The organism is Streptomyces sp. NBC_01463, assembly GCA_036227345.1.
Classification (GTDB): Bacteria; Actinomycetota; Actinomycetes; order Streptomycetales; family Streptomycetaceae; genus Streptomyces.
The window spans coordinates 5605957-5630177 of sequence record CP109468.1 but is presented as its reverse complement, the minus strand read 5'-3'; the positions used below and the strand labels follow the sequence as shown (position 1 = coordinate 5630177).

Here is a 24221-nt window from a genome sequence, read left to right as displayed (position 1 = left end):
CCGGTCCGGGATCCGGAATGTGATCTCACCTGGTGGATGGTTGGCGTTCAACAGGTGGACAGGGCCGGGCCGGCGGCCCTGTCCGGGCGTCGCGGGTGCCGTGGTCAGGGGGCGGGGTACGCCTCGACCACCTCGACGTCCTCCTCCGTGATCTCGCCGTCCACGATGCGGTACGAGCGGAACTGGAAGGGCCCGGACCCGTCCGTGTCGGCGGTCGAGACGAGGACGTAGTGGGCGCCGGGCTCGTTGGCGTACGTGACGTCGGTGCGGGAGGGGTAGGCCTCGGTCGCCGTGTGCGAGTGGTAGACGATCACGGGCTCCTCGTCGCGGTCGTCCATGTCGCGGTAGAGCTTGAGGAGGTCGGCCGAGTCGAATTCGTAGAACGTGGGCGAGCGGGCCGCGTTGAGCATGGGGATGAAGCGTTCGGCGCGGCCGGTTCCGGCGGGCCCGGCGACCACGCCGCACGCCTCGTCGGGGTGGTCCTCGCGGGAGTGCGCGACGATCTGGTCGTACAGAGCCTGGGTGATGGTCAGCATGGCGCCAGGATAGGACGACGGGCCCTCACGTACCGAGGAGTGGTACGTGAGGGCCCGCATCGTGGAATCGCCCTGGTGGGGGCCTTCGGCTCAGCGGCCGGCGAAGGCCTTGTTCCCGGGGTTGCGGGCCTTGAGGACCAGGTAGGAGACGCCGAGGATCAGGGCCCACAGCGGGGCGCAGTAGAGCGAGATCCGGGTGTCCTTGTCGATGCCCATCATGACGATGACGACGCCGATGAAGGCGAGGGCGAAGACGCTGGTGTACGGGGCGCCGGGGGCCCGGAAGGTGGACTGCGGGAGCTCTCCGCGGTCGGCGAGGCGGCGGTAGCGGATCTGGCTGATCAGGATCATGATCCAGGCCCACATGCCGGAGATGGTGGCGAAGGAGACGACGTAGGTGAAGGCGTCACCGGGCCACTGGTAGTTGATCCAGACGCCGACGAGCATGAGGGCGGCCGAGACGGTGGTGCCGACGAGGGGGGTGCCGCTCCTGGTCAGGCGGGTGAAGACCTTCGGGCCCTGGCCGTTGAGCGCGAGGTCGCGGAGCATGCGGCCGGTGGAGTACATCCCGGAGTTGCAGGAGGAGAGCGCGGCGGTCAGGACGACGAAGTTGACGATGCCCGCGCCGAGCCCGAGGCCCATCTTCTCGAAGGCTTCGACGAACGGGGAGACGTCCGGCGAGAACTCGGTCCAGGGGACCACCGAGAGGATCATGATGAGGGCGCCGACGTAGAAGACGGCGATGCGCCACGGCACGGTGTTGATGGCCTTGGGCAGGACGGTCTTGGGGTCCTTGGACTCGCCCGCGGTGACGCCGACGAGTTCGACGGCGAGGAAGGCGAACATCACGATCTGCAGGGTCATCAGGGTGCCCTTGATGCCGTGCGGGAAGAAGCCGCCGTCGGCCCAGAGGTGGGTGACGGACGCGGTGTCGCCGGCGTCGGAGAAGCCGAGGGTGAGAATTCCGGCGCAGATGAGGATCATGCCGACGATGGCGGTGACCTTCACCATCGAGAACCAGAACTCGAGTTCACCGAACAGTTTCACGGAGATCAGGTTCACGCCGTACAGGATGATCGTGAAGATCAGTGCGGACACCCATTGTGGAATGTCGAACCAGAACGTCATGTACTGGGCCGCGGCGGTGACTTCGGTGATTCCGGTGACGACCCAGAACAGCCAGTAGGTCCAGCCGGTGACGAAGCCGGCGAAGGGGCCGATGAATTCCCGGGCGTATTCCGAGAAGGAGCCCGAGACCGGGCGGTACATGAGGAGTTCGCCCAGGGCCCGCATGATGAAGAAGATCACCAGGCCCGCGATGGCGTACGCCAGGATGAGGCTGGGTCCGGCCTTGGCGATGGCTTTGCCCGCGCCGAGGAAGAGGCCGGTGCCGATGGCACCGCCGATCGCGATCATCTGGATCTGGCGGGCGCCGAGAGCGCGCTGGTAGCCCTCGGCGGACGTGGTGGCATCCGCGGCTGCGGCGTGCGGGCCGTCCGGTCCCTTGTCGTCGATCTGCGCCGATGTCATGTGTGCGCCTTTCTCCACGCTGATCCGAGCCTTTGCGGCTGCGGATCAGGTCCTGATCCCCCCGGATATGGATGGAGTGCTGCCGGTGGTTGCCGGACTCGTCGCGCCTACCCGGGAACAGGGGTGGCGTCCCCGAGTGGTCGTGAAGATTTATCACGGGTCCCTCGGCGATCCACCGGACATTATGTGGCGCACGCCACAGGAAAAAGCGGACAACGGTGTTCAGGCGCTGCAAAAAAGACCGATCAGGTGACGCGATCGTTATTCGGATTTGAGGGTCCGTTGAGCGAACGCGGCCCGCTCCGGACGCGCTAGGGCATCAGCGTTTCGACGAGGGTTTCCTGGAGCGCTCCGAGCCAGAGGTAGGCCATGACCATGGGCTTGCGCGGATCGCTGTCGGGCAGCCGGTAGAGGGAGCCGTCCTCGCCGCCGTCCTCGTCGGAGACCTCCAGCCGGGTGCCGATGGTGAGCCTGAGGTCGTTGAGGGAGCCCAGCCAGCTGCGGCACTCGTCGGGGCCGAGGCTGAGCACGGCGGCGCCGTCCCCGGCGGGTGTGAGCGCGTCGAGGGTGCGGACGACGAGGAGTGCGTCGTCGCGCTTGCGGGTGCGCAGGTCGTTCTCGGTGAAGCGGCGGAACTCGGAGGAGGCGGCGCGCAGTTCGCTGTCGTCGTCGCCGTAGGCCTCGGGGAAGAGGCGGGCCAGGGCGGGGTCGGACGGCGGTTCGCTGGGGCCTTCGGCGAAGAGGGCGGCGAGCGGGTCCTCGCCCTCGGCGGGTTCGTCGCCGGGGCCGATGAGTTCGAGCAGCTGCACGGCGAGGGAGCGCAGGATCGCGATCTCCACCTCGTCGAGCGCGACGGCCGCGCCGCCGCCGGGGGTGGCCTCGAAGTGGCCGGCCATGGGTTCTCTCCGATGGTGGTCGGGCGGGGCGGGGGCGGAGCGTGCGGGTGCCGGGAGGGGCACTAGTTGCGGTCCTGGGTGAGGGTGGCCCACAGTCCGTAGCCGTGCATGGCCTGGACGTCGCGTTCCATCTCTTCGCGGCTGCCGCTGGAGACGACGGCGCGGCCCTTCTGGTGGACGTCGAGCATCAGCTTGTGGGCCTTGTCCTTGGAGTAGCCGAAGTAGGCCTGGAAGACATAGGTCACATAGCTCATGAGGTTGACCGGGTCGTTGTGGACCAGCGTCACCCAGGGGACGTCGGGCTCGGGGACAACGAGGTTCTCCTCGGCCGATTCGGGACGTTCGATCTCTACGGGGGCGACGCTCACCTACCCCATGCTGCCACTCGGGAGGGGGCATCGCACAAACGGCCCCGGCAGCGCGCCGGGCGCGGCGCCTACATCTCGTCACTTTGACGAAATAGGGGTAGCATCCCCGGCATGAACTCAGCGGACCTTGGGCGACGGGTCGGTGTGCCGTCGACCGCGCTCTTCACCGACCAGTACGAGCTCACGATGGTGCAGGCCGCACTGAAGGCCGGCACCGCCGGCCGGCGCTCGGTCTTCGAGGCGTTCACCCGCCGGCTGCCCGAGGGGCGGCGCTACGGCGTCGTCGCGGGCATCGGACGGGTGCTGGACGCGGTGGAGAACTTCCACTTCGACGACGAGATGCTCGCCTTCCTGCGCGACCAGCACATCGTCGACGGGCCGACGCTCGACTATCTGGCGGACTACCGCTTCAGCGGCGACATCTGGGGCTACCCGGAGGGCGAGGTGTACTTCCCGGGCTCGCCGATCCTGCGGGCCGAGGGCTCCTTCGCCGAGTGCGTGCTGCTGGAGACGGTGATCCTTTCGATCCTCAACCACGACTCGGCGATCGCCGCGGCGGCCTCCCGGATGTCGGCGGCGGCGGGCGGCCGCAGGCTGATCGAGATGGGCGCCCGGCGCACGCACGAGCTGTCGGCGGTCGCCTCGGCCCGTGCCGCGTACATCGGCGGCTTCGACACCACGTCCGACCTGGCCGCGGGCTTCCGCTACAACATCCCGACCGTCGGGACGAGTGCTCACGCCTTCACCCTGCTGCACGACTCCGAGCGGGACGCGTTCCGGGCCCAGGTCGACTCGCTGGGGCGGGACACGACGCTGCTGGTCGACACGTACGACGTCACCGCGGCGGTCCGTACGGCTGTCGAGGTGGCCGGTCCGGAGCTGGGAGCGGTCCGGATCGACTCCGGTGACCTGCTCCTGGTCGCGCACCGGGTGCGCCAGCAGCTGGACGAGCTGGGCGCGACGGGCACGAAGATCGTGGTGACCTCGGACCTGGACGAGTACGCCATCGCCTCGCTGGCCGCGGCGCCGGTGGACGCGTACGGGGTGGGCACGCAGCTGGTCACCGGCAGCGGGCAGCCCACCTGCTCGATGGTCTACAAGCTGGTGGCCCGCGCCTCGTCGGCCGATCCGGCGGACGAGCTGCTGCCGGTGGCGAAGAAGTCGATGGGCGCGAAGTCCTCGATCGGCGGCCGCAAGTGGGCGGCGCGCCGGCTGGACGAGGACGGGGTGGCCGAGGCCGAGGTGATCGGGACCGGTCCGGTGCCGCCGGAGCTGGCCGGCCGGCAGCTGCTGGTGGAGCTGGTCAGGGGCGGCGAGGTGGTCGCCCGGGAGCCGCTGGACGCGGCGCGGGAGCGGCACATCGCGGCGCGGGCGGGGCTGCCGATGTCGGCGATGCAGCTGTCGCGGGGCGAGCCGGTGCTGCCCACGGAGTACGTGTGAGCGCGGCGTGGGGTTCGGCGCGGGGTGCCGGGGCGCCCGTTGATCGCTTTGTCCTCAATTGCCGGACGGGCTTGATTGTGCCGTCCGATTCCCTAGGCTCGATGCCACCCCCGTGACCGCCTCTCCCCCACCGAAGGACACCCGCCATGCACCGCGCCTTGATCGTCGTGGACGTTCAGAACGACTTCTGTGAGGGCGGGAGCCTCGCGGTGGCGGGGGGTGCCGATGTCGCCGCCGCCATCACCGACCTGATCGGTGAGGCCCAGCCCGGCTACCGGCACGTGGTGGCCACCCGTGACCACCACATCGATCCCGGTGACCACTTCTCGCAGGCGCCGGACTTCGAGCACTCCTGGCCCGCGCACTGCGTCGCCGGTACGGAAGGGGTGGGCTTCCACCCCAATTTCGCCCCGGCGGTCGCCTCCGGCGCGATCGACACGGTCTTCGACAAGGGTGCCTACGCGGCCGCGTACAGCGGCTTCGAGGGCCAGGACGAGAACGGTGTGGGGCTGGCCGAGTGGCTGCGCGACCGCGGGATCACCGAGGTCGACGTGGTCGGCATCGCGACCGACCACTGCGTGCGGGCCACCGCCCTGGACGCCGTCCGTGAGGGCTTCGCCACGCACGTACTGCTGGATCTGACGGCCGGCGTCGCCGAGGCCACGACGGACCGGGCGCTGGCCGAGCTGCGGGACGCGGGCGTGGTGCTCTCGGGCAAGCCGGTGGTCTGAGCCCCGGCCCGCCCGGCTGTCCGGTTCAGCTCTGCCGGGCCGGCAGGGCGGGCCGCAGCAGGGCCCGGATCGGGTGCCAGAGCTCCTGGGCCCGCTCGGGTCTCGCGCGCCACAGGACGCCGTCGGGGTGGTGCAGGACGGCGGTGATCTCGTCCGGGGTGGGCGGCTCGGCGTTGCCGCGGAGGTAGACGGCGCGCAGGCCCAGGTTCCGCAGCCGGGTGAGGGCCCTGGCCCGGTTGGCCGCGTGCACCAGGACGCGGACCGGGGTGCCCGGTCCCACGCCCTCCGCCGGGCTCGGCAGCGTGATCGCGACGACCACACTGCCGTTCGGCAATTTGCTGAATCCTCCGCCTGCCATGCTCCGCGCTCCCCCGTGAGACGTCGTGTCAATAAGAAACCGAATAAGAGGCACCTAAACACGATCGGCCGCCGCCCGCTAGAGGGCGACGGCCGATCATGCTCTGACCTGCGGTGTTACCGGATTACTTGTGCGAGGGACCCACCTGGACGGTCATCGTGGAGCCGCTGAGCGGCTCGCTGATGATCGAGATCCGGGTGTTGGTGTCAGTAACCTGCACGCTTCCGGTCTTGTTCTCCTTGTACCAGTAGGTGCCCTTGTGGTCGTCGAAGACCGGAACGCCGAGCTGCGGCTTGATCTTCGTGGCCACGTCACCGTTGTGCAGCGTGAAGCCGTCGGTGGGGTACCAGCTGAACGGGGCGTCGAAGGGCTGGATCTTGTTGCGAAGGATCGTGCCGTCCGACCACTTGAGCGGCTTGGCGTGCGCGTCGATCGGCAGGATCAGGCCCTGACCCGGGTGGGTCGAGACGTTGTTGTCCTTCTGCGAACCGTCCCACAGCCAGATGAGCAGGCCGTTCTGGTACGGGTAGTGCTCCACCCAGTCCGGACGGGTGTTGGCGAAACCGAAGTTGTACGGGCCGACCTTGAGGGTCGTGTCGTACGAGACGTACTGGCGGTTCTCCGCGATGTAGCGCTGCGGGTAGTCCTTGGTGAAGGACGCACCCACCCGGGAGAAGCCCTTGACGGTCCAGCCGTTGTCGTCGCCCTCGGCGTTGTCCGTGAAGAGCGCGGCACCGTCGGCGTTGACCGCGATGGTGTCGGCCGCGAAGCCGACGCCGCCCGCGCCGCCGTCGGTGGCGTAGCGGAAGCGGATGTCGATCTTCTTGCCCGCGTAGGCGTCCAGCGAGTACGAGAGCTTCTGGTACTTGCCGGAGACGTCGGTCAGGGCCGGCTTGTCACTGGCGTCGCGCGGGATGGCCTTGCCGTCGGCGGTGCCGTCGATCGCGGTCCAGCTGGTGCCGCCGTTGTCCGACACCTCGGTGTAGAGGTAGTCGTAGTCCTTCTCGATGTCCCACCAGCCCGAAAGGTCCAGGGACGCCTTGGACTTGCCGGTCAGGTCGACCGGACGGGACAGGGTGTTGTTGAGGTTGTCGCCCGCGTCGCTCCACCACTGCTTGGCGCCCTCGGCGGGCGTCGTGACGGCGGTGGTGACCGCCTTGTCGGGCAGTTCGACGACGAGCGCCTGCTTGTTGCTGGTGTTGTACTCGGACACCCCCAGCTTGTGGGTGGACTTCGTCGCGGCCTTGGCCACGTCGTAGTCCAGCCAGCCCAGCTGGAACTTGTCCCAGGCGGTCATGTCGCCGGGCAGGTCACCGATGCTGTTCTTACCGGTGCCGAGCCAGGAACCGGCCGACATCAGCGACCAGAAACCGACCGAGTTCTCGGCGGTGTTGGTCGTGTCGTACAGGTCCGGCAGACCGAGGTCGTGGCCGTACTCGTGGGCGAAGACGCCCAGGCCGCCGTTCTCGGGCTGCGCGGTGTAGTCACCGACCCAGATGCCGGTGTCACCGATCTGGGTGCCGCCGGCCTTGTTGTCGGCCGGGCCGGTGGCGCCGGCGTTGGTGCCGTACGCGTACCAGCGGTGCGCCCAGATGGCGTTGGTGCCCTCGGCACCGCCGCCCGCGGACTCGTCCTCGCCGGCGTGCACGATCTGGAAGTGATCGATGTAGCCGTCGGGCTCGTTGAAGTTGCCGTCACCGTCGAAGTCGTAACGGTCCCACTGGTCGTACTGGGCGAGATCCGCCTTGATCTGCTCGGGCGTACGGCCCTTGGCCTTCTGGTCCGCGGCCCAGGCGTTGACGCCGTCCTTGATCATGTCCCAGGCATTGGCGCAGTTGGTCGAACCGCAGTAGTTCGAGCCGTAGCGTGCCTCGTTGTACGGGACCTTGACCCAGTCGGAGACCTCGCCCTCGACCGAGTAGCGCCCGGAGGACGTCTTCTCGTAGTACGTCTTGAGCGAGTTCTTGCCGGCACCCTCGCCGAAGTACAGGTCCTGGAAGTGGGCCTGGTTGTAATCGGCCTGCCAGGCGGTGCTGTTGTCCTTCTTGGGGTCCGGCTTGGCTATCTTGTTGTGCGCCGGGCCCGGCGTGCCGCCGTACTTCGGGACGGCGGGCTTGGGGCCGTCGCCGTCCGGGTCGAACATGGTCGTGTTGTCGACCTGGTTGCCGAACTCCACCAGCACGGTGAAGATCTTGTCGGTCTTCTCGCGGCCGAGCTCGACGTACTTGTTGTCGTCGAGCTTGACGACCTTGGAACCGCTGCGCGCAGTCACCTTCTTGTCGCCGGATATGACCTGTTCCAGGGCGGCCTGACGCTGGGCGTCCTGCTGCTTGCTGAACGGGCCGTCCAGGTTGTGCGCGTCGCCCTTGGCCGACCCCGGGTCCCGGCGGTCGATGGCGGAGGCGGCGGTACCTGACGCCTGGTCATCTGCCTGAGCTGTGGCGAAGGCCGATGCGGTGGCGGCGGTCGCGGCCATGGCCACGACAACCGCTCCGGTGCGAAGCGCCCGTCTCTTAATGATCACGTGATGCAGTCCTCCCCGGCGCCCGCGGCTACGGCCTGGGAGTGTGAAGGGGCCGCGCGCGGAAACGCGTCACAAGTGACGACATTCGACCGGAGTTACGGAAGAAAAGACAGACCTTGACTTGAACAGACCAAGTGCACTATGCAGGAGCACATTTCCGCTATCCGGACGACTCCGACACCCCCAACCGGCGCGCTGAATCGGCCGATCGGCGCGCGGCATGACTCCGTGCGCCCCCCGTGCACCGGTACCGTGGGTTAGGTGACGCTTACTACCCGTTCCGCTCGGGCATCCACCGTCGTAGAGTCACTCGACAGCGAGACCGTGTCGAGAGACCGCCCATCCGACGTCCCGAGGACGGATACCGCCATGCCGCGTCCCACTGCTGCACAGCTCTCCTACGGTTCGGTGACCGTCGTCTTCTCGACCCTCGCCATGCTGCTGCTGTCCCGTACCGAATCGGGCATCGGCATCTCCGTCATCGGCACGGCCGCGCTCGCGCTCGGCCTGCTGGTGGCCGTCACCGTTCCCCGGCCCGCCCGAGGGAACACAGCGAAAGCGGCGAGGACGACCGCCACGGTGTCCGCACACCGTGACGCCGTCCCCGCCGATGCCGGGACCGAGGGCCGCACCCTCGACCCCGTACAGAGCAGGATCCCGGCCGCGCGCACCGCTTCGGAGCGCGTCGGCGAGCACTCGCTGCGGCGCTGACCGCCACCGCCGGAGGGGTGCCGACACACCCTTCCGGCCGGTCCGTCAGTTGGTGACCACCACCACCGTCTTGGCCGCCTTGTCCTGCAGTCCCTGCTTGTAGGGCTTGTCCGTGAACATCAGCACGATGTTGATCAGCCACCACAGGCACGGGCAGCACAGCAGCGCCGGCAGCCACAGCACCACGGCCCGCAGGAACGCGCTGCCGGTGTCCGGCACCCTGCCGTCGTTGAGCATCGCGACCCGCAGCTTCAGCAGCCGCTTGCCCAGGGTGCGGCCGTCCTTGTGCGTGAAGTACGTGTCGTAGGCGACGTAGACCACCAGGGCGATCAGCGACCAGAGCAGCTGATGCCCGCTGTAGGTCTGGGCGAAGATGTCGCCGACGTCGTCGTCGTTGTTGTTGTCCGACATCTCGACCGCGCCGCCCCAGGGCAGCGAGATCAGGTACAGCGGGATCGAGATGATCAGGAAGTCGATCAGCCGGGCCAGGATCCGCTTGCCGGGTTCGGCCAGCGGCGGCATGCCCGCCAGCGGATCGGTCCCGCCGGCTCCCCCGCCGCCGTAGGGGCCGGGATCGTACGGCGGCGGCGGCGGAGGGGGCGGGGGCGGCGCACTGCCGTAGGGCGAGCCGGATGACGGCGGCTGGGGCTCCTGCGGCCTCTTGAGGAACGGGTCGTCCTCGGGCGGCTGACCGGACGTCGGCTGATCGTTGCTCATGGGGGCAGTGCACCCCGCCGCACGGGCCCCCGCAACGGCTCAGGTGCGTTCGGGGGAACGGGATCCGTCCGACGGCCCTCACCCGAAGGGCCGTCAGCCGTGCGGGTCGCTCCCGCGCCGCTCCGGAACGCGGGCGCCCCGCTCAGCCGGCGACGAAGGTGCGCGCCGCCTTGTCGTGCCAGCACTGCCGCCACGGCCGGTCGAACAGGCACCACGCCACGTTGGCCACGCCGATCACCAGGAGGCCCAGCACCCCGTAGACCAGCCAGCGGCGCAGGGCGGCGCCGAAGCCCGGTGCGTCGTGGGACTCGATGTCCCGGACGTCGAGCCCGCAGAGCTTCTTGCCGAGCGTACGGCCCCACTTCGCGGTCGGCAGCACCTCCAGGAGGACGCCGAGCACCAGGAAGACGCCGAGGACGACGCCCGCCAGACCCGCGGTGGTGGAGTCCAGCAGCCAGACGGTGACCGTCTCGCCGGACAGCTTGGCCGCGTCGATCTTCTCGTTGACATGGTCCGCCGCCCGCGTCGCGAGCGGCACCGAGACGGCGCCGACGAGGGCGCCGAGCACCACCGTGTCGATGAGCCGGGCGGCGAACCGCTTGCCGAGTGCGGCCGGCCGGGCCGATGTCCGGGCCGCCGCGAGCTGCTGGAAGTGGTCGTTGACCGGGGGCTTCCAGGGCACGACGGGCTGGTCGGGCTGCGGGGACTGCTGCGACTGCTGCGGGAAAGGCGGCTGTTGCTGCTGCGCGGGCGCCTGCGGCTGCGGCCCGGCGGGCTGTTCGGGCCGGGCCAGCTGATGGACCTGCTGCGCCCAGGAGGCGGAGCCGCCGCCGGGGCCGGGCGTGAGCGGGCTGTTGAGCTCTCCGGGGACGGCCGGGGGCGCGGACTGCCGGGGCGGTGCCGGGGTGGGCACAGCGGGCTGCGCGGAGGGCGTGGAGGGCTGCGGGGCGGCGGGCGCGGCCGGGGCGTTTCCGGGTGCGATCGCCCGGATCGACATCGTGCCCTCGGTGGACGGCTGCTGAGCGTCGCGCGGGCCCGGCGCGCTGCCGGCCGGGCCCACGGCCCGGATGGTGACGGTGCCGTCGGCGGGCGGGCGCCCGGTTTCACCGGTTCCGCCGCCGGGGCGGGCGGGGCGGCCGACCCGGATGGCGACGGTGTTCTCCGGGGTCTGGCCGCCGCCGTCGCGCATGCCGGGCAGCGCGCCGCCGGTGGGGTCCGCGGGGGCGGGCCGGCGCGGGTCGGCGGGGGCCCGGTCCGCCGGGGCGGCGTCGGCCGGGGTGCGGGCTTCGGGCGAACCGCCCGCGGGCGTCCGCGGATCGGCGGTCTGCGCGGCCCGGGGCTCGGGGTTCCCGCCCCAGGAGACCCGCCGGTCGCGCTCGCCGCCGAAGCCGTTCTGCCGGGAGACGTCGGCCTGCCAGGCGGTGGCCGGTTCCGGGCGGTTGCCCTCGTACGGCTCCTCGTCGAAGAAGACCGGACCGGTCTCGTCCACCGCGGCGGGGGCCGGCGGTGCCGTCTCGTCCTCCGGGGGTGCGGCGGGCATCGGTTCGCCCTGCTGCGGGGCGGGCCGGCTGGTGCCGGGCACCCAGGAAGCGCCGTTCCAGTACCGGACGTATCCGGGAATGGACGGGTCGGGGTAGTACCCCTCGCGGGGTCGGTCGTCACCGGGTGCCGGGGTTGGGGCGCTCATCACCGTGGTCCCGTATCTCTTCGAGGCCTTGGACCGGCCGGCAATCGGGGGGCGGTCCTCATACAAGAGTCCACATCTATCAGACACCCGCCTGTCACCGGGCCGGTCCTGGTGTTTGGGCCACTTTCCGGTCACCGCGAAATATTTTTCCCCAAGTCGCGTAATGGATGGCGGGGAGGGCGCTCTCTCCCTGTGCGGCCGGTCGTGGGACCGGCCCACAGGCACCGAAAGGACGCACCTCATGGACACCGTCGTGGAACGCGAGCTGGAGCTCAAGCTGGTCCTGTCGCCCGAGCGCAGCATCCCCGTGCCCGCCCGGCTGACGTATCGCACCGACGACCCCTACGCCGTGCACATCACCTTCCACATCGGCTCCGACGTCCCCGTGCACTGGACGTTCGCCCGCGATCTGCTGGTCGAGGGCGTGTTCCGGCCGTGCGGGCACGGGGACGTACGGATCTGGCCGACCAAGATCGACCGGCGCAGCGTCATCTGCGTGGCGCTGACCTCGCCCGACGGCAACGCCCTGCTGGAGGTGCCGTCGGTGGCGGTGGCCACCTGGGTGGAGCGGACGCTGCGCGCGGTTCCGCCGGGTACGGAGACCGAGCGGCTCGGCATCGACGAGGCGCTGGCCGAGCTGCTCGCTCCGCTGCCGGCCGACGACCTGTGGCTCAGTGACCCCTGGCCGTCGGACGAGTCGCAGGACGGGGAGAGTTGAGAGGGCGGCCGGGGCGCCGGACGGGCCCGGCCCGGAGCCGGGGGTCAGAAGACCTTGCCCGGGTTGAGGAGCCCCAGCGGGTCGAAGGCCTGCTTGATGCCCCGGTGCAGTTCCACGCTCACCTCGCCGAGTTCCCTGGCGAGCCACTCCTTCTTGAGCACGCCCACACCGTGTTCGCCGGTGATCGTGCCGCCGAGTTCGAGGCCGAGCGCCATGATCTCGTCGAAGGACTCGCGGGCCCGCCGGGACTCGTCGGCGTCGGTGTGGTCGAAGCAGACGACGGGGTGGGTGTTGCCGTCGCCCGCGTGCGCGCAGACGCCGATGGTGAGGTCGTACTTCTCGGCGACGGCGGCGGTGCCTTCGAGCATGGCGCCGAGCTGCGAGCGCGGTACGCACACGTCGTCGATCATCGTCGCCGACTTGACGGTCTCCAGGGCGGTGAGCGACATCCGCCGGGCCTGGAGCAGGAGGTCGGACTCGGCCGCGTCCTCGGCCGGGACGACCTCGGTGGCACCGGCGGCGGTGCACAGCTCGGCGACGGCGGCGAGGTCGGCCGAGGGGTCGGGGGTGTCGAAGGCGGCGAGCAGGAGTGCCTCGGTGGACTCGGGGAGGCCCATGTTCGCCATCTTGTTGACCGCGTGGACCGTCGTACGGTCCATCAGTTCGAGGAGTGACGGTGTGTGACCACGTTCCATGATCCGGCAGATGGCGTCGCAGGCGCTCGCGGCGCTGGGGAACTCGGCGGCGAGGACGAGCTGCTGGGGAGGCTGCGGCTTGAGCGCGAGCACGGCCTTGACAACGATGCCGAGGCTGCCCTCGGAGCCGACGAAGAGCCGGGTGAGGTCGTATCCGGCGACGCCCTTCGCGGTGCGGCGGCCGGTGCTGAGCAGGCGCCCGTCCGCGAGGACGATGTCGAGCCCGAGGACGTATTCGGCGGTGACCCCGTACTTCACGCAGCACAGGCCGCCGGACGCGGTGCCGATGTTGCCGCCGATGGTGCACGTCTCCCAGCTGGAGGGGTCCGGCGGGTAGTACAGCCCGTGTTCGTTGACCGCCCGGGAGAGCACCGCGTTGACGACGCCCGGCTCCACCACGGCGATGCGGTCGACGGGGCTGATCTCCAGGATCCGGTCCATCTTCACCAGGGAGAGCACGATGCAGCCGTCGGAGGCGTTGGCAGCGCCGGACAGGCCCGTGCGGGCGCCCTGGGGGACGACCGGGACGCGCAGCGCGGTGGCCGTGCGCATGATGTGCTGGACCTGCTCGACCGTGCGGGGCAGCGTGACGACGGCCGGTGTGCCCGCCTCGCAGAAGCTCGCCATGTCGTTGGCGTAGGAGGCGGTGATGTCCGGGTCGGTGATGAGGGCTTCGGCCGGCAGGCCCGCGCGCAGTAGTGCGAGAAGATCGTCCATGATCCAAGACTGACACCCGGGCCCATTGGTGTGAACCCGTATGCGGCAGCGTTCGTAAGACGCGGTGTGCTCTTCGTACTGACGCAGAGTGATCGGCATGGACGTCACGCCACAGCAGCCGCCGGCCGATCGCCCCGTACCGGGCCCGGACCACTCCGCCGACACCGCCTACGCCCCGCCCTGCGAGTCCCCTCCCGCCCTGCCGCCGGACGCCGCGTCCCTGGCCGAACCGCCGCCCGCCTCGCTGCGCACGACCCTGCGCCGGGCCGCGTTCGGTGTGGTGGCGGGGGCGGTGCTGGTGACGGGTGCGGTCGTCGCGGTGCCCGATGGCGACGAGGACGCGGCGCCGCCCGTACCGGGTCCGGTCTCGCGGGCGATGGCCGCGACGGCGGCCGGCTCCCCCGCCTCGCTCTCCGATCTGACGGCGCTCATCGGGGACCGGCAGAAGTGGGTGGGCACGCATCCCTCGGACGCGCGGTCGTGGGCGGTGCTCGGGTCGGCGTACGTGGAGTGGGGGCGCCGGGCCTCGGACGCGGCGTACTACACCCGGGCCGAGCAGGCGCTGAAGCGGTCCCTGAACGTGGAGCCTGGCGAGCGCGGCAACGAGGCGGCCTGGGTGGGGCTGGCCTCCCTGGCCAACGCCCGGCACGACTTCGTCACGGCGAAGAAGTGGGGCGAGACGGTACGGTCCCGGCAGCCCAAGCAGTGGACGGTGTACCCGGAACTGGTCGACGCGTACAACGGCCTGGGCGACTACAAGTCGGCGACGACGGCGGTCGAGAAGTACGCCGCGCTGCGCTCGGGCGTGCCCGCGCTCGGGATGACGGCGGACATGTACCGGGACCGGGGCTGGCGCGAGGACGCGCTGGCCACCGCGCAGGACGCGGTGAACCGGGCCAAGACCCCCGCGGAGAAGGCGGCCTGTCTGTCCCGGCTGGGCGAGCTGGCCTGGGAGCGGGGTGAGCCGCAGGAGGCGGTCGCCCAGTACGGGGCCGCGCTGCGCACCGACCCCGCCCACCACCCGTCCCTGGCCGGCCGGGCGCGTGCGCTGGCGGCCCTGGGGCGTACCGACGAGGCCCAGCGGGACTACCAGGCGGCGCTGACGAAGTCGCCGCGCCCGGCGTACATGCTGGAGCTGGGCGAGCTGTACGAGTCGCTCGGCCTGGACGGCGACTCGGTCAACCAGTACACGCAGTTGCGCAGGGCGCTGGCGCGGACGAAGGCGCAGGGGGTGGACGACTCGCTGCTGCTGGGCCGGTTCGAGGCGGCGCACGGTGACGCGAACGCGGCCGTCGAGCTGCTGCGGGCGGAGTGGGGCCGCGGGCACCACAGCGCGGCGGTGGCCGATGCGCTGGGCTGGGCGCTGCACCGTTCGGGCGATCCGGACTCGGCGCTGGAGTACGCGGAGCAGGCGGTCGACTCGGGCGGTCAGAACGCGGGGTACGCGTATCACCTGGGCATGGTGCAGCGGGCGTTGCAGGACTTCGGTCCGGCCCGCCGCCATTTGGAGGAGGCGCTGCGCACCAATCCGCAGTTCTCGCCGCTGGACGCGCCGCGGGCGCAGGAGGCACTGGACACGATGGGGCTGCCGCCGGCCGGCGGTCCGCAGGACATGCAGCCGGCCGCACCGCCCGCCCCGCAGCCGCCGCAGGAGCCGTCGCCCGTCCCCGAGCCGGAGTCCGGCCCCGCGGAGCCCGCGGCGCCGCCCGGGGAGCCCGGTGACGCCCCGGCCCCGGCGGCGGGCCCGCCGGGACAGAAGGCGAAGCCGGCCGCGCCGAAGGCCGCACCCGAAAAGGCCGGCGGCGCGACGCACACTCCCACCCGCACCCCGCCGAAGCCGCCGGCGCCGCACGCGTCCCCCGGGCACTGACGCGGGGCGCCGCCCCCGCACGCCGCGACGGGCGGGCCGGAGTTCCGGCCCGCCCGTCGCGGTGTTCCCCCGTCGTGGGTGGATCAGTGGTGGCCCTGGACCGGAAAGGGCCGTGGATCAGAGGTTGCCGCGCTTCTCCTGCTCGCGCTCGATCGCCTCGAAGAGGGCCTTGAAGTTGCCCTTGCCGAAGCCCATCGAGCCGTGGCGCTCGATCATCTCGAAGAAGACGGTCGGCCGGTCCTGGACCGGCTTGGTGAAGATCTGCAGCAGATAGCCGTCCTCGTCGCGGTCGACGAGGATCTTCAGCTCGCGCAGGGTCTCCACGGGCACCCGGGTCTCGCCCGCCCACTCGCCCAGCGTGTCGTAGTACGAGTCGGGAGTGTCGAGGAACTGGACACCGGCCGCGCGCATCGCCTTCACCGAGGCGACGATGTCGTTCGTGGCGAGCGCGATGTGCTGGACGCCCGCGCCGCCGTAGAACTCCAGGTACTCGTCGATCTGGGACTTCTTCTTGGCGACGGCCGGCTCGTTGATCGGGAACTTGACCTTGAGCGTGCCGTCGGCGACGACCTTGGACATGAGCGCGGAGTACTCGGTGGCGATGTCGTCGCCCACGAACTCCTTCATGTTGGTGAAGCCCATGACCTTGTTGTAGAAGCCGACCCACTCGTTCATCCGGCCGAGCTCGACGTTGCCGACGCAGTGGTCGACGGCCTGGAAGAAGCGCTTGGCGGGCGGCTCGACGATCGGGTCGGCCGCGGCGTAGCCGGGGAGGTAGGGGCCCTCGTAGCCGGTGCGCTCGACGAGGGTGTGGCGGGTCTGGCCGTACGTGGCGATGGCGGCCAGGACGACGGTGCCGTGCTCGTCCTTCACCTCGTGCGGCTCGGTCAGTCCGAGTGCGCCGTGCTCGACCGCGTAGGCGTACGCGGCGCGGGCGTCGGGGACCTCGATGGCCAGGTCGACGACTCCGTCGCCGTGCTCGGCGACGTGCTCGGCGAGGAAGCGGCCGTGGTCCGTGGACGCCCTGATGACGGAGGTGAAGACGAAGCGGGCGGAGCCGTTGGTGAGGACGTAACTGGCGGTCTCGCGGCTGCCGTTCTCCGGTCCGGAGTAGGCCACGAGCTTCATGCCGAAGGCGGTCGCGTAGTAGTGCGCGGCCTGCTTGGCGTTGCCGACGGCGAAGACGACCGCGTCCATTCCCTTGACCGGGAAGGGATCGGCCTGCCGCGCTGTCCCGGGAGTGCTGTGCATCGTCTCTGTCATGCCCGAAGCGTCGCGCCACTTCGCAAGGTGCGCAACAGTTCGTGAAATCGCTGGGCAGTTTGCACAGCGCTTCGCCATGATGGGCGGGCTATCTGTACATGGTGACCATCACAGTGACCCTCCGGAGGCCGGCCGTGGCGATCGATCATCTCGACGGGCGTCTCATCGTCCTGCTGGCGCGCGAGCCGCGGATCGGGGTCCTGGAGGCGTCGCGCCGGCTCGGTGTGGCGCGCGGGACGGTCCAGGCGCGCCTGGACCGTCTTCAGTCGAATGGCGTCATCCGCGGCTTCGGTCCGGACGTGGACCCGGCCGCCCTCGGTTATCCCGTCACCGCCTTCGCCACGCTGGAGATCAAACAGGGCCAAGGCGCCGACGTGCGGGCCCACTTGGGCGGCGTACCGGAGGTGCTGGAGCTGCACACCACCACCGGGCACGGCGACATGCTGTGCCGGCTGGTGGCCCGTTCCAACGCCGATCTCCAGCGGGTGATCGACCGGGTTGTCGGATTTGATGGCATTGTCCGGGCCTCCACGGCCATCGTCATGGAGAACCCCGTACCCCTGCGCATCATCCCGCTCGTCGAACAGGCGGCGCAGGACACCGACTGAGCCGAGGAGTGACGTGTGAGCTTCTGGGAGTACCTGGGAAATCGTCACCAGCAGTTGCTCACCGACGCGTTCCAGCACGTGAGCGCCGTCTTCCAGTGCATGGTGATCGCGACCGTGCTGGGCGTCCTGATCGGGGTGGTCAGCTATCGCAGCGGCTGGGGGTCCTCGGTGGCGATCACCTCCACGGCGACCGTCCTGACCATCCCGTCGCTCGCCGCGATCGGTCTGCTGATCCCGCTGGTGGGGCTCGGGGTGGCGCCGACCGTGATCACCCTGACGCTGTACGGGCTGCTGCCCATCGTCCGCAACTCCATCGTCGGGCTGCGCGGGGTCGACCCGGCGCTCGTGGACGCGGCGAAGGGCATCGGGATGTCCCGGCTCGCCCGGCTCACCAAGGTGGAACTGCCGCTCGCCTGGCCGCCGATCCTCACCGGCATCCGGGTCTCCACCCAGATGCTCATGGGGATCGCCGCCATCGCCGCGTACGCCTCCGGGCCCGGTCTCGGCAACGAGATCTTCCGCGGCATCGCCTCGCTGGGCAGTGCCAACGCGATCAATTCGGTGCTCGCGGGCACGCTCGGCATCGTCATCCTCGCCCTGCTCTTCGACGCCGCGTACGTGCTGCTGGGGCGGCTCACCATCCCGAGGGGGATCCGTGTCTGAGTCCGCCGCAGAGACCGGGCCGGAGCCGGTCGTCAACGCCACCTCCGGGGCGACCATCCAGCTGGAGAACCTGACCAAGCTCTATCCGGGCAATCCCAGCCCGGCCGTGGACAACGTCTCGATGGACATCAAGGCCGGCGAGACCGTGATCTTCGTCGGGCCGTCCGGCTGCGGGAAGTCGACCACCCTGAAGATGATCAACCGGCTGATCGAGCCGACCTCGGGCCGGATCAGGATCGACGACGAGGACGTCACGGACATCGACCCGGTGAAGCTGCGCCGGAAGATCGGTTACGCGATCCAGTCGTCCGGGCTCTTCCCGCACATGACGGTCGCCGAGAACATCGCCCTCGTACCGAAGATGGTGGGCTGGTCGAAGTCGAAGGTGAAGGACCGGGTCGAGGAGATGCTCGATCTGGTCGGCCTGGACCCGCGCGAGTTCCACGGCCGCTATCCGCGGGCGCTCTCCGGCGGTCAGCAGCAGCGCGTCGGCGTGGCACGGGCGCTGGCCGCCGATCCGCCCGTGCTGCTGATGGACGAGCCGTTCGGCGCGGTCGACCCGATCACCCGTGACCACCTCCAGGACGAGCTGATCCGGCTCCAGCACGAGCTCCACAAGACGATCGTCTTCGTCACCCACGACTTCGACGAGGCGATCAAGCTCGGCGACCGGATCGCCGTACTGCGGGAGCACTCGCACATCGCCCAGTTCGACACCCCGGAGGCCATCCTCACCAACCCGACGGACGACTTCGTCTCCGGTTTCGTCGGGGCGGGCGCGGCGCTGAAGCGGCTCAACCTCACCCGCGTACGGGACGTGGAGATCGCGGAGTTCCCGACGGTGACGGTCGACGACCCGCTCCAGTCCATCTTCAACAAGCTGCGCAGCGGCCCGCACAACGAGCTGCTGATGCTGGACCGCCGCAACCGCCCGTACAAGTGGCTGCGCCGCGGCGACCTGATGCGGGCCCGCGGTTCGCTGGCGCGGGCCGGGCAGCTGGTGCACGACACGGTGACCAGGGACGCGACGCTGCACGACGCGCTGGAGGCGGTGCTGACCGACAGCGGCGGCCGGGTCGCGGTGACCGGACGGCGGGGCGAGTTCATCGGCGTCGTCGACATGCACACGCTGATGAACTCGGTGCACGAACTCCTGGAGGCCGACCGGCTCACCGCCATCGAGCACCAGCACGAGCTGGAGGAGCTGCGCACCCATCAGACCGTCCAGGAGCTGGAGGGCGGTGCGGGCACATGAGCAACGACTCCCCGTCCGGCCCCCGCTCCTCCGGGCCGGTCCCCGCGTCCGACCGGGACCGCCCGCCGGGCGAACACGACGTCAAGGGCCACGCCTTCCGCGACGAGGAGGCGGAACCGTCGCCTTCGCCGGCCGGACCACCCCGCCGCATCACCTGGCGCAAGCTGGTGCTGGTGCCGGCGGCGCTCGCGGTGGTGCTGGTCATCACGTACGTGTGGATCACCAACGTCGACCTGGACTCGATCGCGGAGAACTCCCTGGCGGGCGACACGGTGCAGCTGCGGTGGTGGCAGCACGTCAGGCTGACCGCGATCTCGACGTTCTGGGTGCTGATCATCGCCATTCCGCTGGGCATCGCGCTGACCCGGCGCGGACTGAGCAAGGCGGCGCCGGTGGTCACGGCGATCGCCAACATCGGGCAGGCGACCCCGGCGATCGGTCTGCTGGCCCTGCTGGTGATCTGGCTGGGCATCGGCCCGTCGACGGCGATCACCGGCATGGTGATCTACGCGGTGCTGCCGGTGCTCTCCAACACGGTCGCCGGTCTGAAGGCGATCGAACCGACGCTGGTGGAGGCCTCGCGCGGCATCGGGATGTCGGCGATGGGCACGCTCCGGAAGGTCGAACTCCCGCTCGCCGTCCCGCTGATCCTGGCGGGTGTACGGACCGCGCTGGTGCTCAACGTGGGCACGGCGACGCTGGCCACGTTCGGCGGCGGTGGCGGTCTCGGCGACCTGATCACCTCGGGCATCCAGACCCAGCGCATGCCGGTGCTGGTGCTCGGTTCCGTGCTGACGGTGGTGCTGGCACTGCTGGTGGACTGGCTGGCCTCGCTCGTCGAGGTGGCGCTGACACCGCGCGGACTGGAGGTGGAGCGATGAGGAGGCGACGGGTGCGCGCGGGCCTGGCGGGGGCGGCCGCGCTGGCGCTGGTGCTGGCGGGGTGCGGGCTGAAGAGCGGTTCCCCGATGGTGGACGACGTGGAGCCGGGCTCGGTCGGGCAGGGGCAGCCGCTGGACGGCGCCTCGCTGACCGTCACCTCGAAGAACTTCAGCGAGAACATCATCCTGGGCCAGATGGTCGGCCTGATCTTCAAGGCGGCCGGGGCGGAGGTCCTGGACCGGACGAACCTGCCCGGCTCGATCAGCGCCCGGGAGGCGATCGTCCAGGGCGACGCCGACGCGATGTACGAGTACACGGGCACCGGCTGGATCACCTATCTGGGCCACGCCAAGCCGATCACCGACCCGCTGAAGCAGTGGGAGGCGGTCCGCGCGGAGGACCGGGGGAACGGGGTGACCTGGCTGCCGCAGTCCACGCTGAACAACACCTACGCGCTCGCGATCAGCAAGAAGAACAACGCGAAGTACCACCTGAAGACGCTCTCCGACGTCGCCGCGCTGGCGAAGAAGAACCCTTCGGCGGTGACGATCTGCGTGGAGAACGAGTTCGCCTCCCGCAACGACGGACTGCCCGGCATGGAGAAGGCGTACGGGATGTCGCTGCCGGCCGCCAACATCAAGAAGATGGACGCGGGCATCGTCTACACCCAGGTGTCGAAGTCCAACTCCTGCCTGCTGGGCGAGGTGTTCACCACGGACGGCCGCATCAAGGCGATGGACCTCGACGTGCTGGCGGACAACAAGCACTTCTTCCCCAACTACAACGCGGCGCCCGTCATCCACACCGCGACCTTCGAGAAGTACCCGGTGATCGCGGCCCTGCTCGACCCGCTCAGCGCACGGCTGACCACGCAGGTCGCGCAGGAGCTGAACGCCAAGGTGGACGTCGAGGGCGAGGACCCGCACGAGGTGGCGAAGGACTGGCTGGTCGACGAGGGGTTCATCAAGGCGGGGTGACAGCCGGCCCTCCCGGGGCGGCCGGACAGCCGCCTCGGGAGGGCCGGACAGAGTTACAAAGAAGATGTTGCAAAGACCTGTTGCAAAGCTGTCTTTGCAACTCTATGGTTGAGGCATGCCAACCACAGAGCCCGACGACAGGGCCGCGAACGCCGCGGACCCGAAGGTCCTCAGCATCGACGCCCGCACCCTGCGCGGACTCGCCCACCCCCTGCGCATCAGGCTGCTCAACACCCTCCGGGAGTTCGGGCCCGCCACCGCCTCCGGTCTCGCCGAGCGGCTCGGCGAATCCAGCGGAGCCACCAGCTACCACCTGCGCCAGCTCGCCGCGTACGGCTTCGTCGAGGACGACCCGACGCGCGGCAAGGGACGCGAGCGCTGGTGGCGGGCCGTGCACGCCGGCGCCTCCTTCGGCCCCGAGTTCCTGTACGACCCCGACCCCGAGGTGCGCGGCGCGATGGGCCTCGTCCTCCACGAGGTCGCGTCGACGCACGCACAGGAGCTGAACACCTGGCTCGGCACGATGCACGAGTGGCCCCAGGAGTGGTACGAGGGCTCGGACCTCAGCGACTTCAAGGTGCGGCTCACCCCGGAGCTGGCCAGTGAACTCTCCGAGAAGGTGCACGAACTGATCAACAGTTACCGCGGCCGCATCCCCGAGGACACCGAGGGATCCGCCGTCGTCCGCACCCATCTGCACGTCTTCCCGCGCCCCACCGACTGAAGGGCCACCACGCCATGCATCCCGACACGCACCTCGCCCTGCACCGCATACGCTCCGCCGAACTGCGCGCCCGGGCCGACGACTTCCGCCTCACCCACCGCCGAGCCCCGCGCGGGCAGCTGCGGACCAAGCTGGCCTGGACCCTGGTCGAGACGGGTCTGCGCCTCCTGCCGGAGCGGACCGTCGTGCCGTACCGCGCGCCCCGCACGGCGTAGCCCGTGGACGGGGGGAGGAACAGGTCCGACCGCAAACCGCTCGTCGCCGTCCTGGCGGCCAACTCCATATCCACCGCAGGTACTTCACTCACCCTGATCGGCGTGCCGTGGTTCGTCCTCGAAACCACCGGAAGCGCCGGACGGGCCGGAGTCGTCGCCTTCTGCGCGACGCTGCCGATCGTCGTCTCCGCCCTGATCGGCGGGCCCGTCATCGACCGGACCGGCCGCCGCCGGGTCTCCATCGCCTCCGACACCGTGTGCGGACTCGCCGTCGCCGCCGTGCCGTTGCTGTACTACGCCGACGCACTCTCCTTCTGGGTGCTGTGCGTCCTGATGGCGCTCAACGGACTCGTCCACACCCCGGGCAACACCGCGCGCTACGTCCTCGTGCCCGACCTGGCCGAGCACGCCGGCACCACGCTCGCCCGCGCCGCCAGCCTCTTCGACGCGGTCTCGCGCGGGGCCCGGATGGTCGGGGCCGCGCTGGCCGGGGTACTGATCGCGCTGGTCGGCGCGGAGACGGTGCTGCTGCTGGACGCGGCGAGCTTCCTGACCTCGGCCGCGCTGATCGCGGCGGGGTTGCGGGGCATCCGCGCGGCGGAGCCGGTCAAGAACGCCGCGCCGGTCTCCCTGCGCACCTACCGGCGCGAACTGGGCGAGGGGTACGCCTACTTGTTCGGCAACCGGCTGCTGCTCGGCGTCGTCCTGATGGTCCTGTTCATGAACGGCACCGACCAGGGCTGGATCGCCGTCCTGCTCCCGGTGCACGCCTCGGCCGAACTCGGCGGGGCGCGCGATCTCGGGCTGCTCACCGCGCTGTTCGGGGCGGGCGGCCTGACCGGGGCGCTGCTGTACGGGGCGGTGGGGCACCGCTTCTCGCGGTGGGCCGTGTTCACCGTGTGCGTGCTGCTGTGCGGGGCGCCGAGGTACCTGGTCGCCGCGCTGACCGGTACGACGCCGCCGCTCGCGGTGACGATGGTGCTGAGCGGGATCGCGGGAGGGGTCCTGAACCCGATCCTGACGACGGTGATCTACGGGAGCGTGCCCGACGCCCTGCGCAGCCGGGTCTCCGGGGCCATCACCGCGGGGTGCGAACTGGCCCTGCCGGTGGGCGGGCTGGCCGCCGGCCTGCTGGTGGAGAGCGCGGGGGCCACGGGGGCGCTGCTGGTGATGGGGGCGGTGTACCTGACCGCGACGCTGAGCCCGCTGGTCTTCCCGTCCTGGCGGACGATGGACGGCCTCCCGACCGGGGAGCCGGGTGACCGTACGGCGGACGGGGTCAGCAGCTCGGGATCTTCCCCCCGTGGTCCAGCGCCCTCAGCGAGGACACCGCGCCCTTCAGAGTCGTGACCGGGATCAGCCGGAGCCCCTTCGGCAGTTCGGACTCCGCCTCCTTGCACTCGGCCTTCGGCACCAGGAAGACGGTGGCGCCGTCGCGCCGGGCCGCCTGGGTCTTGAGCGAGACGCCGCCGACCGCGCCGACGTCCCCGTCCGCCTCGATGGTGCCCGTGCCGGCGATGCTGCGGCCGCCGGTGAGATCGCCGCCGGAGCCGTCGCCGTCGAGCTTGTCGACGATGCCGAGCGCGAAGAACAGGCCGGCGCTGGGGCCGCCCACGTCGGCGAGGTGCAGGGTCACGTCGACGGAGCCGGGCTTCCTGCCGAGGTAGTTCAGGGCGGCGTCGACCGCGGAGTCCTGGGACTCCGCCATGTCGTCGAGGTTGTGCTTCTCGATCTCCTTCTCGGAGCCGCCGGAGGGGTAGACGGAGTCACGGGGCATGACCGCCCGGTCCGTACGGAACCAGCTGTCGATCACATCGCCGATCCCGACATCGGCGGTGGGCCCGGTCGCCACGATCGTGGTCATCCTCAGCTCGCCCTTGGTGGGCCGGGTGGGGGTGCCCTCGATACTGATCACCGGGGTGCCGTGGTCGTCGCCGAGCACGTTCGCCGTCGTGCCCGGCTGCGCCAGCGTGAACGGCAGCGGCGCGAAGGCCGCGACGCCGAACAGGGCGAGGACCGGGAGGGCGCACAGGGCGAGGGTGCGGGGGCGCGAGCGACGTGTGAACACCCACCCAATCTAACGGTCCGCACTCCGCCGCCGTTCGCCGGACGGGCCGGGTTCGCCTCTGTCCGGTGG

The 24221-nt window shown here is 70.4% G+C and carries 24 protein-coding genes; 13 read left to right on the top strand and 11 right to left on the bottom strand.

What is annotated here, in order from left to right; all coding sequences use genetic code 11:
- Positions 1–104: 104 nt before the first annotated feature.
- The 4 genes from OG521_24945 to clpS form a co-directional block, all read right to left on the bottom strand.
- Positions 105–536: a M67 family metallopeptidase gene (locus OG521_24945; GenBank protein ID WUW23842.1), complete on the bottom strand. Its 432-nt coding sequence runs from the start codon at positions 534–536 to the stop codon at positions 105–107.
- 90 nt (positions 537–626) lie between these two features.
- The gene (locus OG521_24940; protein ID WUW23841.1) at positions 627–2066 is read right to left on the bottom strand and encodes an amino acid permease; all 1440 of its coding nucleotides are present in this window, start codon (positions 2064–2066) and stop codon (positions 627–629) included.
- 311 nt (positions 2067–2377) lie between these two features.
- Entirely contained in the window at positions 2378–2962 is a 585-nt protein-coding gene (locus OG521_24935) for a DUF2017 domain-containing protein (GenBank protein WUW23840.1), read from the bottom strand.
- A gap of 62 nt (positions 2963–3024) precedes the next feature.
- Positions 3025–3330, bottom strand: a complete 306-nt coding sequence (gene clpS, locus OG521_24930; GenBank protein ID WUW23839.1) for an ATP-dependent Clp protease adapter ClpS — start codon at positions 3328–3330, stop codon at positions 3025–3027.
- A 111-nt stretch (positions 3331–3441) separates the two neighbouring features.
- Here clpS and OG521_24925 point away from each other — a divergent pair, with 111 nt between their 5' ends.
- Both OG521_24925 and OG521_24920 read left to right on the top strand, forming a co-directional pair.
- Positions 3442–4770, top strand: a complete 1329-nt coding sequence (locus OG521_24925; protein ID WUW23838.1) for a nicotinate phosphoribosyltransferase — start codon at positions 3442–3444, stop codon at positions 4768–4770.
- A gap of 146 nt (positions 4771–4916) precedes the next feature.
- Complete coding sequence (locus OG521_24920; protein WUW23837.1) at positions 4917–5501, top strand: isochorismatase family protein; 585 nt, start codon at positions 4917–4919, stop codon at positions 5499–5501.
- Between the two features lie 25 nt (positions 5502–5526).
- Here the strand turns inward: OG521_24920 and OG521_24915 are convergent, their stop codons facing one another.
- Entirely contained in the window at positions 5527–5859 is a 333-nt protein-coding gene (locus OG521_24915; protein WUW23836.1) for a hypothetical protein, read from the bottom strand.
- A gap of 124 nt (positions 5860–5983) precedes the next feature.
- Complete coding sequence (locus OG521_24910; protein WUW23835.1) at positions 5984–8383, bottom strand: immune inhibitor A; 2400 nt, start codon at positions 8381–8383, stop codon at positions 5984–5986.
- Positions 8384–8752: 369 nt separating this feature from the next.
- Here OG521_24910 and OG521_24905 point away from each other — a divergent pair, with 369 nt between their 5' ends.
- Entirely contained in the window at positions 8753–9094 is a 342-nt protein-coding gene (locus OG521_24905) for a hypothetical protein (protein WUW23834.1), read from the top strand.
- 45 nt (positions 9095–9139) lie between these two features.
- Here OG521_24905 and OG521_24900 read toward each other — a convergent pair whose 3' ends face one another.
- Positions 9140–9811, bottom strand: a complete 672-nt coding sequence (locus tag OG521_24900; GenBank protein WUW23833.1) for an RDD family protein — start codon at positions 9809–9811, stop codon at positions 9140–9142.
- A 142-nt stretch (positions 9812–9953) separates the two neighbouring features.
- Complete coding sequence (locus tag OG521_24895; GenBank protein ID WUW23832.1) at positions 9954–11498, bottom strand: RDD family protein; 1545 nt, start codon at positions 11496–11498, stop codon at positions 9954–9956.
- A gap of 241 nt (positions 11499–11739) precedes the next feature.
- Between OG521_24895 and OG521_24890 the strand changes: the two genes are divergently transcribed.
- Positions 11740–12216: an SsgA family sporulation/cell division regulator gene (locus tag OG521_24890; protein ID WUW23831.1), complete on the top strand. Its 477-nt coding sequence runs from the start codon at positions 11740–11742 to the stop codon at positions 12214–12216.
- A gap of 44 nt (positions 12217–12260) precedes the next feature.
- Here the strand turns inward: OG521_24890 and OG521_24885 are convergent, their stop codons facing one another.
- Positions 12261–13628 (bottom strand): FAD-binding protein, encoded by a 1368-nt coding sequence (locus tag OG521_24885; protein WUW23830.1) that lies wholly within the window; start codon positions 13626–13628, stop codon positions 12261–12263.
- Between the two features lie 97 nt (positions 13629–13725).
- Between OG521_24885 and OG521_24880 the strand changes: the two genes are divergently transcribed.
- A complete protein-coding gene (locus tag OG521_24880; protein WUW23829.1) occupies positions 13726–15498 on the top strand; it encodes a tetratricopeptide repeat protein in 1773 nt (590 codons plus the stop codon).
- A 117-nt stretch (positions 15499–15615) separates the two neighbouring features.
- Here the strand turns inward: OG521_24880 and hppD are convergent, their stop codons facing one another.
- Positions 15616–16761, bottom strand: a complete 1146-nt coding sequence (hppD, locus tag OG521_24875; GenBank protein ID WUW23828.1) for a 4-hydroxyphenylpyruvate dioxygenase — start codon at positions 16759–16761, stop codon at positions 15616–15618.
- Between the two features lie 134 nt (positions 16762–16895).
- Here hppD and OG521_24870 point away from each other — a divergent pair, with 134 nt between their 5' ends.
- The 8 genes from OG521_24870 (at position 16896) to OG521_24835 (ending at position 23434) form a co-directional block, all read left to right on the top strand.
- The gene (locus tag OG521_24870; protein ID WUW23827.1) at positions 16896–17369 is read left to right on the top strand and encodes an Lrp/AsnC family transcriptional regulator; all 474 of its coding nucleotides are present in this window, start codon (positions 16896–16898) and stop codon (positions 17367–17369) included.
- A 15-nt stretch (positions 17370–17384) separates the two neighbouring features.
- The gene (locus tag OG521_24865) at positions 17385–18032 is read left to right on the top strand and encodes an ABC transporter permease (GenBank protein WUW23826.1); all 648 of its coding nucleotides are present in this window, start codon (positions 17385–17387) and stop codon (positions 18030–18032) included.
- Positions 18025–19287, top strand: coding sequence for a betaine/proline/choline family ABC transporter ATP-binding protein (locus tag OG521_24860; protein ID WUW23825.1), 1263 nt, complete (start codon positions 18025–18027; stop codon positions 19285–19287). The genes OG521_24865 and OG521_24860 overlap by 8 nt, the downstream gene beginning before the upstream one ends.
- Positions 19284–20168 carry an ABC transporter permease gene (locus OG521_24855; GenBank protein ID WUW23824.1) on the top strand — a complete coding sequence of 295 codons (885 nt, stop codon included), beginning with the start codon at positions 19284–19286 and terminating at the stop codon, positions 20166–20168. The genes OG521_24860 and OG521_24855 overlap by 4 nt, the downstream gene beginning before the upstream one ends.
- Positions 20165–21145, top strand: a complete 981-nt coding sequence (locus OG521_24850) for a glycine betaine ABC transporter substrate-binding protein (GenBank protein WUW23823.1) — start codon at positions 20165–20167, stop codon at positions 21143–21145. Before OG521_24855 ends, OG521_24850 begins: the two co-directional genes overlap by 4 nt.
- A 115-nt stretch (positions 21146–21260) precedes the next feature.
- Entirely contained in the window at positions 21261–21869 is a 609-nt protein-coding gene (locus OG521_24845) for a helix-turn-helix domain-containing protein (GenBank protein ID WUW23822.1), read from the top strand.
- A gap of 14 nt (positions 21870–21883) precedes the next feature.
- The gene (locus OG521_24840; GenBank protein ID WUW23821.1) at positions 21884–22084 is read left to right on the top strand and encodes a hypothetical protein; all 201 of its coding nucleotides are present in this window, start codon (positions 21884–21886) and stop codon (positions 22082–22084) included.
- Positions 22085–22087: 3 nt separating this feature from the next.
- The gene (locus tag OG521_24835; GenBank protein WUW23820.1) at positions 22088–23434 is read left to right on the top strand and encodes an MFS transporter; all 1347 of its coding nucleotides are present in this window, start codon (positions 22088–22090) and stop codon (positions 23432–23434) included.
- Here OG521_24835 and OG521_24830 read toward each other — a convergent pair.
- Positions 23364–24152: a hypothetical protein gene (locus OG521_24830; GenBank protein WUW23819.1), complete on the bottom strand. Its 789-nt coding sequence runs from the start codon at positions 24150–24152 to the stop codon at positions 23364–23366. The genes OG521_24835 and OG521_24830 overlap by 71 nt on opposite strands.
- Between the last annotated feature and the right edge of the window lie 69 nt (positions 24153–24221).